At 71.9% G+C, this 12,706-nt stretch carries 13 protein-coding genes; 5 read left to right on the forward strand and 8 right to left on the reverse strand.

Going from position 1 to position 12,706, the window contains the following annotated elements; all coding sequences use genetic code 11:
* Nucleotides 1-45: 45 nt before the first annotated feature.
* The 6 genes from ACFCZF_RS29230 to ACFCZF_RS29255 all read right to left on the reverse strand — a co-directional run bounded on the left by ACFCZF_RS29230 (nt 46) and on the right by ACFCZF_RS29255 (nt 7,096).
* Entirely contained in the window at nt 46-1,779 is a 1,734-nt protein-coding gene (locus ACFCZF_RS29230) for a DoxX family membrane protein (RefSeq protein WP_376674173.1), read from the reverse strand.
* Between the two features lie 367 nt (nt 1,780-2,146).
* Nucleotides 2,147-3,088 (reverse strand): 23S rRNA (guanosine(2251)-2'-O)-methyltransferase RlmB, encoded by a 942-nt coding sequence (rlmB, locus tag ACFCZF_RS29235; RefSeq protein WP_376674174.1) that lies wholly within the window; start codon nt 3,086-3,088, stop codon nt 2,147-2,149.
* Between the two features lie 156 nt (nt 3,089-3,244).
* Nucleotides 3,245-4,645 (reverse strand): cysteine--tRNA ligase, encoded by a 1,401-nt coding sequence (cysS, locus tag ACFCZF_RS29240; protein WP_376674175.1) that lies wholly within the window; start codon nt 4,643-4,645, stop codon nt 3,245-3,247.
* Nucleotides 4,646-4,953: 308 nt separating this feature from the next.
* Nucleotides 4,954-5,499 carry a 2-C-methyl-D-erythritol 2,4-cyclodiphosphate synthase gene (gene ispF / locus ACFCZF_RS29245; protein WP_376674176.1) on the reverse strand — a complete coding sequence of 182 codons (546 nt, stop codon included), beginning with the start codon at nt 5,497-5,499 and terminating at the stop codon, nt 4,954-4,956.
* The gene (ispD, locus tag ACFCZF_RS29250; protein WP_376674177.1) at nt 5,489-6,265 is read right to left on the reverse strand and encodes a 2-C-methyl-D-erythritol 4-phosphate cytidylyltransferase; all 777 of its coding nucleotides are present in this window, start codon (nt 6,263-6,265) and stop codon (nt 5,489-5,491) included. The genes ispF and ispD overlap by 11 nt, the downstream gene beginning before the upstream one ends.
* Nucleotides 6,266-6,613: 348 nt before the next feature.
* Nucleotides 6,614-7,096, reverse strand: a complete 483-nt coding sequence (locus tag ACFCZF_RS29255; RefSeq protein WP_003953493.1) for a CarD family transcriptional regulator — start codon at nt 7,094-7,096, stop codon at nt 6,614-6,616.
* A 668-nt stretch (nt 7,097-7,764) separates the two neighbouring features.
* Here ACFCZF_RS29255 and ACFCZF_RS29260 point away from each other — a divergent pair.
* Nucleotides 7,765-8,538, forward strand: a complete 774-nt coding sequence (locus ACFCZF_RS29260; RefSeq protein WP_376674178.1) for a DUF461 domain-containing protein — start codon at nt 7,765-7,767, stop codon at nt 8,536-8,538.
* Nucleotides 8,539-8,632: 94 nt separating this feature from the next.
* On the opposite strand, the gene ACFCZF_RS29265 is transcribed toward ACFCZF_RS29260, so the two are convergent.
* Together ACFCZF_RS29265 and ACFCZF_RS29270 are read right to left on the reverse strand one after the other, a co-directional pair.
* Nucleotides 8,633-9,313: a response regulator transcription factor gene (locus ACFCZF_RS29265; protein WP_310872655.1), complete on the reverse strand. Its 681-nt coding sequence runs from the start codon at nt 9,311-9,313 to the stop codon at nt 8,633-8,635.
* Nucleotides 9,310-10,581 carry a sensor histidine kinase gene (locus ACFCZF_RS29270; RefSeq protein ID WP_376674179.1) on the reverse strand — a complete coding sequence of 424 codons (1,272 nt, stop codon included), beginning with the start codon at nt 10,579-10,581 and terminating at the stop codon, nt 9,310-9,312. Before ACFCZF_RS29270 ends, ACFCZF_RS29265 begins: the two co-directional genes overlap by 4 nt.
* Before the next feature lie 223 nt (nt 10,582-10,804).
* Between ACFCZF_RS29270 and phoU the strand changes: the two genes are divergently transcribed.
* The 4 genes from phoU to ACFCZF_RS29290 all read left to right on the forward strand — a co-directional run bounded on the left by phoU (nt 10,805) and on the right by ACFCZF_RS29290 (nt 12,609).
* A complete protein-coding gene (gene phoU, locus ACFCZF_RS29275) occupies nt 10,805-11,494 on the forward strand; it encodes a phosphate signaling complex protein PhoU (protein WP_375924736.1) in 690 nt (229 codons plus the stop codon).
* A 149-nt stretch (nt 11,495-11,643) separates the two neighbouring features.
* Nucleotides 11,644-11,799, forward strand: coding sequence for a hypothetical protein (locus ACFCZF_RS29280; RefSeq protein ID WP_375924738.1), 156 nt, complete (start codon nt 11,644-11,646; stop codon nt 11,797-11,799).
* Nucleotides 11,800-11,888: 89 nt separating this feature from the next.
* Nucleotides 11,889-12,137 carry an SCO4226 family nickel-binding protein gene (locus ACFCZF_RS29285; RefSeq protein ID WP_375924740.1) on the forward strand — a complete coding sequence of 83 codons (249 nt, stop codon included), beginning with the start codon at nt 11,889-11,891 and terminating at the stop codon, nt 12,135-12,137.
* Between the two features lie 112 nt (nt 12,138-12,249).
* Nucleotides 12,250-12,609, forward strand: coding sequence for an SCO4225 family membrane protein (locus ACFCZF_RS29290; RefSeq protein ID WP_376674180.1), 360 nt, complete (start codon nt 12,250-12,252; stop codon nt 12,607-12,609).
* Nucleotides 12,610-12,706: the final 97 nt, after the last annotated feature.

Here is a 12,706-nt window from a genome sequence, read left to right on the forward strand (position 1 = left end):
CTCACCGCCTGTGAGTGGCCACAACTTCCCGGCCCTGGATCGGAGTCAGCCCAGGAGGCCGCCCACGAGGCGGCTGCCGGGCTCTCCGGTCGACGAGGATCCGCCGCCGTCGCCGTCGCCCGCGGTACCGCCGGTCGAGCCGCTGCCGCCGCCGGTCGTGCTGCCGCCGGCGGTCGGTCCGGCCGTGACACTAGGCGCCTGGCCGACCGGGGAGGACTGCTGCGGTGGGGCCTGGCCCGTGCTGCCCCGGGTCTGGCTGGGCGTGGTGCCGCCGGGAGCGGTGCCGCTGTCGCGGGTCGCCCCGGACGTGGCCGCGGCGTCCTCGGAGGGTGTGGCCGCGCCGCTGGTGGCGCCCTGGGTGGGTGAGGCGGAGGCCGAGGGGGTCTTCGGCTTCCGGGTGCCGGGCTCCTGCGGGAGCGGGGTGCCGGGCAGTTCGTTGCGCGGCGCCTCACCAGGGCCGGGGACGACCACGCGGTCGGCGTCCCGGACCGCGCCGCCGAGCAGCGAGCCGACGAGGAGGGTGACGCCGGTGACCAGGAACGTGATGAGGGCGCCGCGCCGCAGGACGTAGCGGCGCAGGTCCCAGATGTCGGCGCGGGGGCCGAGCCGGCGCCAGGCACTGCCGGCGAGCCGGCCGTCCACGGAGTAGACGGGGGCGCCGGCGATGATCAGCGGGGACCAGGCGGCGAGGTAGATGATGTCGGGCGCGTCGTAGACGGGGACGCTCTTCCAGCTGACGGTGACGAGCAGCGCGGCGGACAGGCCCGCGCCGATGATGGCGCCGACGCGCTGCCAGCAGCCCAGGACGGTCAGCACGCCCACGATCACCTGGAGGAAGGCGATGACGAGCCCGGCGCCGACGGGGTGGGCGAGGGCGAACTGACGCAGCGGCTCGGCGACGTCCCAGGGGTGCAGGGTGTTGAGCCACTTGACCATCGAGCCGCGTTCGCCGCCGTCGAAGTAGACGGGGTCGCAGAGCTTGCCCATGCCGGCGTAGATGGAGATGAAGCCGAGGAAGACGCGCAGCGGCAGCAGCACGACCCCGAGGTTCATGCGGCGGCCGGGGAAGTAGGCGTGCCGCGCGGGGTCGTCGGCGTGGCGCCTGGTGCGCGGCTCGGCCGGCTCCGCCTCGTCGTCGTAGCCGTCGTAGTCGTCATAGCCGTCGTGACCGGGGCCGGAGCCGAAGTCGTCGCCGGTGTAGGCGGGTTCGTCGTAGGTGCTGCCGACGGTGCGCATGGCGGGCAGCAGCCGGGTGCCGTCGGGGACGGGGCCGCGCTGGGCGCCGACGAGCGGGGTCTCCAGGGTCTGGGTGGCGGGCCCGTCGTCGTAGCCGTCATAGCCGTCGTGGCCCGGGGCGCCCCCGTCGATGTCGACGCGGGGGATGACCTGCGTGGCTCCGGCGTCGGCGACCGGGTCCTCGGCGTGGTGACCGGCTCCGGCCCGCACCGCCTGGAGCAGCCGGTGTGCGCCGGTGTCGTCCGGGTCGGACCGCCCGCTCCACACGAGGGCGCGACGGCGGGCGGCGGCCGGGGCGGCGGGGCCCGCGGCACCTGCTACGGGCATGCGGGCGGTGTCCTGGGTGGCGCTCAAGTGCCGCGCGATCCGCGGGGATTGGGTCCGCCGCGCGGAGGCACCGAACTGCACGCGGAAGCTCGCGTGATTGACGATGACCTGGGCCGGATCGCTCGGCACCTTCACCATGCTCAGCGCGGGAGCGTCGTCGATTCCCGACGAGCGGTCCCCCGTGGGTGTGCGGGGTGTTCTGGTGTCCACACTCATCTAACCGAGTGATGTGTCGTTAGGACACTGCCTTGACCGCCCTGAACTGTCCGGACCGCGTCAAGCCTGCCCGGACCGCCCGGAACACCCCGTGTGGGGGACCGAGTCGAACACTCGCTCCCCCTACGGCGACCGGCGGGACCTCGCGCCCCGCGCCCGCGTCAGCTCCGCCGACGCGCCGCCTCGTACAGCACGATCCCCGCCGCCACACCGGCGACCCCTCTGCTCTGCCGCACTCGCACGCTGCGCGGCTTCGCACGGCTGCGCCGGCCTCCGACCGGCGGGACACCGCGCCGCGCCCCACACCGACCCGAGGTCAGCTCCGACCCGAGGTCAGCTCCGACCGGGGGTCAGCTCCGACCGGGGGTCAGCTCCGCCGACGCGCCGCCTCGTACAGCACGATCCCCGCCGCCACACCGGCGTTCAGGGACTCGGCGCCACCGGGCATCGGAATCCGCACCCGGAAGTCGCACGTCTCCCCGACGAGCCGCGAGAGCCCCTTGCCCTCGCTGCCGACCACGATGACCACGGGGCCGTCGAGGGCCGACAGCTCGCCGAGCTCGGCCTCGCCGTCGGCGGCGAGGCCCACGACCGTGATGCCGGCCTTCTGGTACGACTCCAGCGCGCGCGTGAGGTTGGTGGCGCGGGCGACCGGCGTACGGGCGGCCGTACCGGCGGACGTCTTCCACGCGCCCGCCGTCATGCCGGCCGCGCGCCGCTCGGGCACGACGACGCCGTGACCGCCGAAGGCGGAGACGGAGCGGACGACGGCACCGAGGTTGCGCGGGTCGGTCACGCCGTCGAGGGCGACGATCAGCGGGTCCGCGCCCTCGTCGTGGGCGGCGGCGACCAGGTCCTCGGGGTGCGCGTACTCGTACGGCGGGACCTGGAGGACGAGACCCTGGTGGTTGAGCCCGTTGGTCATCCGGTCCAGCTCGGGACGCGGCGCCTCCATCAGGTTGATGCCGCCGCGCTCGGCCGCGAGCTGGAGCGCCTCGCGCACCCGCTCGTCGTTGTCGATGAACTGCTGGACGTAGAGCGTCGAGGCGGGCACGCCGTCGCGCAGCGCCTCGAAGACGGGGTTGCGGCCGACGACGAGCTCGGACGTCGACCGTCCGCCGCCACGCCGCTGCGGGGCGCGTCCCGTGGCGCGACGCGCCTTCGCGTTGGCGACGCGCTGCTTGGCGTGCCCCTTGCGCATCTCGGCGGGAGGCGTCGGCCCCTTGCCTTCCAGGCCCCGGCGTCGCTTGCCGCCGCTGCCGACCTGCGCGCCCTTCTTGCCGGACATGCGGCGGTTGTTCGCGGCCATGAGTTACCTGTCTCCGCTCTCTACGGGAGTGTGCGTAAAACGTGCGTCTTATCGTGCGTCTTATGCAGTGTGCCGCCCGGGAGGCCGGGCGGCACAATCGATCTACGGAACCCGCGCGACCGATGGGCCCCGGGCTTCGGTGAACCGGGCGGGGGATCAGCGGGAGCCGAGGCTCCAGCGGGGCCCCTGCGGACCGTCCTCGATGACCAGACCGGACTGTCCCAGCTGGTCGCGGATGGCGTCCGCGGTGGCCCAGTCCTTACGCCCCCGCGCGGCCTCCCGCTGGTCGAGGACGAGGCGTACGAGGCTGTCGACGACGTGCCGCAGATCCTCGCCCTGCTCCTGCTCCCCGGCCCAGTGCGGGGCCAGCGGGTCGAGGCCGAGCACCCCGAGCATCGCACGGACCTCGGCGAGGCGGGCGACCGCGGCCTCCTTGTCGTCGGCGGCCAGCGCGCTGTTGCCCTGCCGGACGGTGGTGTGCACGATGGCCAGCGCCTGCGGCACGCCCAGGTCGTCGTCCATCGCCTCGGCGAAGGCGGGCGGCACCTCGGCGCAGGGCTCGACGGCCTGGCCGGCCAGCTCGGTGACGCGCTGCACGAAGCCCTCGATGCGCGCGTACGCCGACTCGGCCTCGCGCAGGGACTCCTCGCTGTACTCGATGGTGGAGCGGTAGTGCGGGGTGCCCAGGTAGTACCGCAGCACGACCGGGCGCCACTGCTTGACCATCTCGCTCACGAGCACGCTGTTGCCGAGCGACTTGGACATCTTCTCGCCGCTCATGGTGACCCAGGCGTTGTGCACCCAGTACCGCGCGAACGCGTCGCCGAACCCCTTGGCCTGGGCGATCTCGTTCTCGTGATGCGGGAAGATCAGGTCGATCCCGCCGCCGTGGATGTCGAACTCCTCGCCCAGGTACTTGTGCGCCATGGCGGAGCACTCCAGGTGCCACCCCGGGCGCCCCCGCCCCCACGGCGTCTCCCAGCTCGGCTCCCCGGGCTTGGCCGCCTTCCACATGGCGAAGTCCCGCGGGTCCCGCTTGCCGACCTCGCCCTCGCCCGAGGGCTGGCGCAGCTCGTCGAGGTCCTGGTTGGACAGCGACAGGTACCCGGGCAGGGACCGTACGTCGAAGTAGACGCTGCCGTCGGCCTCGTAGGCGTGCCCGCGCTCGATGAGGCCGCGCATCATCTCGACCATCTCGGTGATGTGGCCGGTGGCGCGGGGCTCGTAGGTGGGCGGCAGGCAGCCGAGGGCGTCGTAGGCGTCGTTGAACGCGCGCTCGTTGTCGTACCCGATGGACCACCAGCGGCGTTCCTGCTCGGCCGCCTTCCAGATGATCTTGTCGTCGATGTCGGTGACGTTGCGGATGAAGGTGACGTCGTAGCCGCGGTACGCGAACCAGCGGCGCATGATGTCGAAGTTCAGCCCCGACCGGATGTGCCCGATGTGCGGGGCGGCCTGCACGGTGGCACCGCACAGGTAGATCGAGACGCAGCCCGGCGTGAGGGGGGCGAAGTCACGAATCTGCCGGGCGCTGGTGTCGTACAGGCGAATAGTCACGACTCCAGGGTAGTAGGCGGCGGGCAGTGCCACGGGCGCACGTGCCCGCTTGTTACCGCGTCCTGCCCGACCGAGCCCGCGAGACAAGCCCGGCCTCTCGCCCGACCGAGTCCGCGAGACAAGCCCGGCCTCTCGCCCGACCGAGCCCGCGAGACAAGCCCGGCCTCTTGCCCGACCGAGTCGGGTGGTGGGTGGGCATAGGCCGGGGTCCAGGGGCGGAGCCCCTGGCGGGGTGCGGGGCGGAGCCCCGCGCGGCACGCCCGACGCCGGCGCGACACACCCCCGGCCCAGGACACACCCCACCCCGCTCACCCCACCCGCACGACCAACGCCGTGGCCACCGCCATCAGCCCTTCCCCCCGCCCAGGAAATCCCAGCCCGTCCGTCGTGGCCCCGGACACCGACACCGGCGCCCCCACCGCCTCCGACAAGACCTTCTGCGCCTCGTCCCGCCGCTTGCCGATCTTCGGCCGCGCTCCGACCACCTGCACCGCGACGTTCCCGATCCGGAACCCCGCCGCCCGCACGATCCGCGCCGCCTCCGTCAGCAGCGTCACCCCGGACGCCCCGGACCACTCCGGCCGTCCGGTACCGAAGTGCTGCCCGAGGTCGCCGACCCCCGCCGCGGAGAACAACGCGTTGCACGCCGCGTGCGCGACGACGTCCGCGTCGGAGTGCCCGGCCAGTCCGGCCCCCTCGCCCTCCCACTTCAGCCCGGCGCACCACAGGTCCCGCCCGTCCTCGAAGGCGTGGATGTCCGTACCGATGCCAACCTGGGGCAGCACGGGCAGCCCGTCCGTATCAGAAGTGCCAGTGTCAGAAGTGCCAGCAGTGCCATAAATGTCAGAACCCATCGTTCAGCCTCCTGCGCGCCAGCACGGCCTCCGCCAGCACCAGGTCGAGCGGCCGCGTCACCTTGAACGCCTCCTCGTGCCCCGGCACCACCATCACCGTGAGCCCGAGTTGCTCGACCATGCTCGCGTCGTCGGTGACATCGCCGGTCACCGTCTCGTGGGCGCGCACCAGCGTCCCCCGGTCGAACCCCTGCGGCGTCTGCACCGCGCGCAACCGCGCCCGCTCCGGTGTCGCCACGACCGGTTCCGGTTCACCCGGCACGGCGGCGGGCTCGACCTGCTTGACCGTGTCGGCGAGCGGCACCGCGGGCACCACGGCCGGCGCGCCCTCCCGTACGGCCTCGATCACGGCGTCCACCGTGTCGACCGGCACCAGCGGCCGGGCGGCGTCGTGCACGAGGACGGTGTCGTAGTCGGCCGGCAGCGCGTCCAGGCCGAGCCGTACGGACTCCTGCCTCGACTCGCCGCCCGGCACGACGAGGAAGTCCGTCCGCTCCGGCAGCGCGTGCGCGTCGAGCAGGCTCTTGACCTCGGCGGCTCCGTCGGGCGGGGCCACGACGACGACGAGGGAGACCGCGCGGGAGGCGGCCATCGCCCGGACCGCGTGGACGAGCATGGGCGTGCCGCCCAGCGCGCGGAGGGCTTTCGGAGCGCCCGGACCGAGCCGAACGCCCCGGCCGGCGGCCGGAATCACGGCCGCGGTTCGGGTGTTCGCACGGGTACCGGCGGGCATCTCGGCGGGCGAGGGACGCGATTCGTCAGACATCGGTTCCTGTCAGGTTTGTGTGCTCGACCTAGTTGGGTATGGCCTCACCGTGCCGGGCGCGACGCCTTGACCGGACCCTTCCGTGACCCTGGTCGAGCCAGCAACCCGGGCCCGGCACGCCAAGACCACTCAGGCCCTGGACCACGCAGACCCAGGACCACGCGGACCCGGGACCACGCGGACCCAGGACCGCGCAGACCGGGGGAAGTCTCCCGGAGTGATCGTACGAGGACTCGATCCGGGTACGAACATGCCGCAGCGCCCGGCGACAGCAAAGGATGTCATCGGGCACCGCGGCATGTCAGTGCGCTGAACCGAGCGGGCGGGTCTGCGCCTCGCCTCAGAGCCTCAGGAGGCGAGCACCTCGTCGAGCAGGGCCTCCGCCTTGTCCTCGTTGGTGTTCTCCGCGAGAGCGAGCTCGCTCACCAGGATCTGGCGGGCCTTGGCGAGCATGCGCTTCTCACCGGCGGAGAGTCCACGCTCGCGCTCACGACGCCACAGATCGCGTACGACTTCCGCGACCTTGATGACATCGCCGGAGGCGAGCTTCTCCAGATTTGCCTTGTAACGACGCGACCAGTTCGTGGGCTCCTCGGCGTACGGCGCGCGCAGCACCTCGAAGACCCGGTCCAGCCCGTCCTGACCAACCACATCACGCACGCCGACGAACTCCGCATTGTCCGCTGGCACACGTACCGTCAGATCGCCCTGGGCGACCTTCAGCACCAAGTAGGTCTTGTCCACGCCTTTGATCTGGCGAGTTTCGATAGCCTCGATCAGCGCGGCCCCGTGATGGGGATAGACCACGGTGTCGCCAACCTTGAACGTCATGTGACAGGTACCCCTTCCGTGGCTATCCAGGGTAACACGGATACGGCGTCTTCTGAATGGCGTTTTCGCAGGTCAGGGCATATCTCGGGGCTTGACAACAGCGACAGGAACGTGCTGCGCCGGGCGAGCGGAAGAAAGAATTCGCAGGTCGGAGCAGCTCTTCAGGCCGGACGAAACGCGCACGTCACACACATCCGGAGGCCCTCCCACCTGTCCGAAGATCCCCATATGTCCGGTTCCAGGCGTGCGACTTCCGCTACTCCGTTCGGTGACCGTGGCGGGCTTCCGGACGAATCCGGAATTGATCACGAGGTGCCCCGACCGACCCTCCGATGATCAATTTCCTGGCCGCCCGCGCATTCCTTCACGGAAAATTCGTGCGCCGATCGACCACCGGTATGCCAGTCGGCTTCTTATGTGAATGACGGACGAGTACGAGCCACAAAGCGACACGGGAACCGGTCACGGAACGAGCGCGCCGCCCACCCCGTCCGCGCACCCCGTCCGCGCGCCGGCCCTACCGCCTGCCGGGCGAAGCGGGGCGTCTTGGGGGAGGGTCGGGTGCGGCGGCCCGGGAACGGCTCGGTAGCCTGAAGCCGCTGACAGACACTTAGGGCGGCTTTATCCGTTGCCGCCACCCCGCTCGAGTCCAAGGAGTTGCCGCCGCCGTGAGCAGCAGCCTTCGACGCGGTGCCCTCGCCGCCGCCGCCATCGCGTTCTCGATCGCCTCGCTCGCCGCGTGCGGTGCCGGTCACAACGCCCAGACGCTGGAGATCAAGCCGGACAACGCCGCGACGACCGTCGGTGACCTCCAGATCCAGAACGCGATCGTCATCACGCAGCCCGACCTGGAGTCGACCGGCCCGGCCGTGGTCTCCGCCACCCTGTTCAACAACGGCAGGTCCGACCAGACGCTCGAGTCCATCACCGTGGCCGGCACCGGCAAGTCCGCCGAGCTGAAGCCCGCCGAGGGCGAGCAGGGCGGCAACGGCGGCCTGACCGTCCCGGCCGGCGGTTCCCTGGTCCTCGGCGGCGAGGGCAACGCCTCCGCCGTCCTGCCCAGCAGCCGCGAGGCCATCCAGGACGGCAACGCACAGAAGATCACCTTCACCTTCAGCAAGACCGGCGAGGTGAGCCTGCGCGCCTTCGTCGTCCCCGCCGAGAGCTACTTCTCGAAGTGGGGCCCGAGCGACGTCCCGGCGGCCCCCGGCGCGTCGGCGGAGCCGTCGCAGGAGGCCTCCGGCGAGCCGTCCGACGGCCAGACCTCCGGCGCCCCGACCGACGGCACGACGGACCCCGCGACCGGCGAGTCCGCCGATGCCGGGGACGGGACCGATGCCGGGGACGGGACCGAGGCCGGGGACGGGACCGAGGGCGGCACCGACGCCGGTACGGCGACCGACGGCACCTCGCAGGGGACCGGCACCGACGCCGGCCACTGAGCACCGTACGACGAAGGGCGGGACCTCTCCGGAGGTCCCGCCCTTCGTCGTACCACGTGCCGTCGAGGGCGCAGGCGACGCGCGCCCGGCCGCTCTACGGCTCGAACTTGTAGCCGAGCCCGCGCACCGTCACCAGGTACCGCGGCGCGCCCGGGTCGGGCTCGATCTTGGCGCGCAGCCGCTTGACGTGGACGTCGAGGGTCTTGGTGTCACCGACGTAGTCGGCACCCCAGACCCGGTCGATCAGCTGCATGCGGGTCAGCACGCGGCCGGCGTTGCGCAGCAGCATCTCCAGCAGGTCGAACTCCTTGAGCGGCAGGTCGACCTTCGTGCCGCCCACCGTCACGACGTGCCGGTCGACGTCCATGCGGACGGGGCCGGCCTCAAGCGCGGCGGGGGTGACCTCCTCCGGCTCGCCGCGGCGGCGCAGTACGGCGCGGATGCGGGCGACCAGCTCGCGGGAGGAGAAGGGCTTGGTGACGTAGTCGTCGGCCCCTATCTCCAGCCCGACAACCTTGTCGATCTCGCTGTCCTTGGCGGTCACCATGATCACGGGGACGTTGGAGCGGCCGCGCAGCTGGCGGCAGACCTCGGTGCCCGGCAGGCCGGGCAGCATCAGGTCGAGGAGCACGAGGTCGGCGCCGTTGCGCTCGAACTCGTCGAGTCCGTCGGGGCCGGTGGTCGCCACGGCGACCTCGAAACCCTCCTTGCGGAGCATGTACGACAGGACGTCGGAGAAGGACTCCTCGTCCTCGACGACGAGCACACGGGTCACGGAAGGACCTCCGGGGCGGGAAGCGTTTCGTACGGGGAAGTATGGGGGGATGAGGGGGACCGCTCGGTCTCGGCACTGAGTCCGGCGCGGTCGGGGCGCCGCTGTGCGCGGTCGCGGGCGGGGCCCGACTCCGGCAGTCGCAGCGTAAAGGTGGAGCCCTGGCCTTCGGCACTCCACACCGTGACCTCCCCGCCGTGCGAGGCGACCACGTGCTTGACGATCGCGAGACCCAGACCGGTGCCTCCGGTGGCCCGGGAACGGGCCGGGTCGACGCGGTAGAAGCGCTCGAACACGCGCTCCTTGTCCTTCTCCGAGATGCCGATGCCCTGGTCGGTCACGGCGATCTCGATCTGATCGCCGCCGGGGGCGTTGACGCGGCGGGCGGCTATGCCGACGCGGGTGCGGGCGGGCGAGTAGTTGACGGCGTTCTCGACGAGGTTGCCGAGGGCGGCGGCGAGCTGGCCGCGGTTGCCGCGTACGTGCAGATCCGCCGTTCCTCCGGCGGCCATGGTGATCTGCTTGGTGCCGGCCGCGTGCCGGCAGCGGTCGATGGCCTCGGCGACCAGCTCGTCCACCCGGACGGGCTCGGCGTCGTCGAGGGGGTCGTCGTTCTGGACCCGGGACAGGTCGATGAGCTCCTGCACCAGGTTGGTCAGCCGGGTCGCCTCGATCTGCATGCGCCCGGCGAACCGCTCCACGGCCTCCCGATCGTCGGAGGCGTCCATCACGGCCTCGGACAGCAGCGAGAGCGCGCCCACCGGCGTCTTCAGCTCATGACTCACATTGGCGACGAAGTCGCGGCGTACGGCCTCGATGCGGCGGGCCTCGGTGAGGTCCTCGACCAGCAGCAGCACCAGCCGTGACCCGAGGGGCGCGACGCGTGCGGAGACGGCCAGCGCCTCCCCCCGCCCGTTGCCCCGCCTCGGCAGATCCAGCTCGACCTGCCGTATCTCCCCGTCCCGCCGGGTGTCCCGGGCCATCTGCAGCATGGGCTCGACGGCGAGCTTGCCGCCCCGGACCAGGCCGAGGGCGTACGCCGCCGAGCTGGCCTTGACCACCGCGTCGGCCTCGTCGAGGACGACCGCGGAGGAGCGGAGCACCGACAGGACGGTGTCCACGCCGGGCGGCAGCACGGGGTCCGTGTGCAGCGAGGTGCGCGTGGGGCGCTTCTGATCGCGCTCGCTCCAGCGGAACGCCAGCATGGCGATGACGCCGGTGAGTACTCCGGCGATCGCTGCCGCTGCGGCGACCGCCGCGTTCACGTCCATGCATCCAGGTTAGGCATGCCGAACGGCCCCGCCCCAGCCATCGGACTGCGACCTCGAACACTCGTCGCCCAGAGTTCACCTTGGAGCCAGGGATGGTTCATTTGTGATGCCGGAAACGGACGCGTACAGGCCGGAACGTGTAAGCGTGGGGGCACGGCAAGGGGTGCGAGCCGGTTGCGAGCAAGTGCGAGCCCCCTAAACGGACGTACGAGAGGGAACCCTGATGCGGGACGCGTACCACGAGGAACTGGACTCGATCGGCGACAGCCTGGTGGAGATGGCCCGGCTGGTCGGGTCGGCGATCGGGCGCGCCACGACCGCCATTCTCGACTCGGACCTGAAGCTGGCCGAGAACGTGATCGAGGGCGACCAGAAGGTCGACGAGCTCCACCACGAACTGGAGGCCCGGGCGATAGCCCTGCTGGCCCGGCAGCAGCCGGTCGCCACCGACCTGCGGATCGTCGTCACGTCGCTGCGGATGTCGGCCGACCTGGAGCGCTCGGGCGACCTCGCCCAGCACGTGGCCAAGCTGGCCCGGCTGCGCTACCCGGAGCGGGCGGTCCCGAGCGACCTGCACGCGACCATCCTGGAGATGGGCCAGCTCGCCCAGCGCCTGATGGCGAAGGCGGCCGAGGTGATCATCACCAAGGACGTCGACCTGGCCCTCCAGCTGGAGCAGGACGACGACGCGATGGACCTCCTCCACCGCACGCTCTTCCAGCACCTGATGGACGACCGCTGGAAGCACGGCATCGAGACGGCCGTCGACGTCACCCTCCTCGGCCGCTACTACGAGCGCTACGCCGACCACGCGGTCTCGGTCGCCAAGCGCGTCGTCTACCTGGTCACGGGCGAGCACGTGAACGACCTCCAGGCGGACATCCAGCCGCCGACGCAGGTCGAGGGGGCCTAGCACCCCTCCGGGCGGGAGGGGCCCGGCGTGGGACAGGGGCGCGCGCGGTCACCCCAGTGCGCCGTTGATGCGACGGCCACCGGGGGCGTGCAATGGGCCCAGGCACCAGCCGTGCAACGGGCCCAGGCACCAGCCTCCAGGAGGAACCCATGGCCGATTCCCCCAGCACCAAGCCCGCCCCCACCGAGGAACGCCGGACCGAGCAGCCCGCCGAGCCCCGCAGCCTGCCCCTGATCGCCGCATGCGGCTGCGGCTCGGGCTGCGGCTGCGGCTGCCAGTCGGGCAATCCGTGCCAGTGCGGCTGACGCACCGGCAGCACTACGGCGGCCGGGTTCGCCCCGGCCGCCGTACGGGCGCACCCTGGAGGAAAGACCCTCGAAGGGGGTGCGAGGCCATGGCTCACTTCATGGACGTGCACCACGGGATGCACGGCATCACTTCGGACCAGCTCCACAAGGCCCACCAGGCGGACCTCGCCATCGAGAAGGACGAGGACGTCCACTTCGAACACGCGTGGGCGGACCCGGACTCCGGCACCGTCTACTGCCTCTCCGAGGCCCCGTCGGCCGACGCGGTCCAACGCGTCCACGAACGCGCGGGCCACAAGGCGGACGAGATCCACGAGGTCCCGCTGACGGTATAGACCATCCCCTGGGTGTCGCGTCGCCCGACTTGAGTACGGGTACTCAGGCCTGGGCGCCCGCCCCCGTCCGACCCTGGGACACAGGACGCCGACCAAGGGGAGACGACACCCGATGAAGACCAACCGGACCAGCCGGATACGCACCCTCACTCGCCTGACCGTCGCAAACCGCGCCTCGGCGGCCTACCTGACCCTGGTCGGCGGCGCGATGACCGTCGCCGCACTGGAACCCCTCTTCACGTCCGCCCCGGACGCGTCACTCATCTGGGTCTGGCCGGCCCTGTTCACCTTCCCGGCCTTCGGCTTCGTCGCCTGGCTCGGCGAGGCGGGCTGGGGCGGCGACGCCCCGACGTGGTTCTTCATCGGCGGCATCGTGCTCTCGGCCCTGGTCCAGTCGCTGGCGCTGGGCGCCACCTGGAGCGCCCTGCGAGGGCGGCGGGAGCGCCGGGGGCGGCTGACGACGGCGAGCTGACGCGGGGCGCCGGGGCAGCCGGGCTAGGTATACGCACGGCGGGCCGAGGCTGCGCCAGGCCGCTCACCGCTCGCCGCTCGCCGCAATATATAGGGGT

The organism is Streptomyces sp. NPDC056296 (assembly GCF_042268605.1).
Taxonomy (GTDB): Bacteria; Actinomycetota; Actinomycetes; order Streptomycetales; family Streptomycetaceae; genus Streptomyces.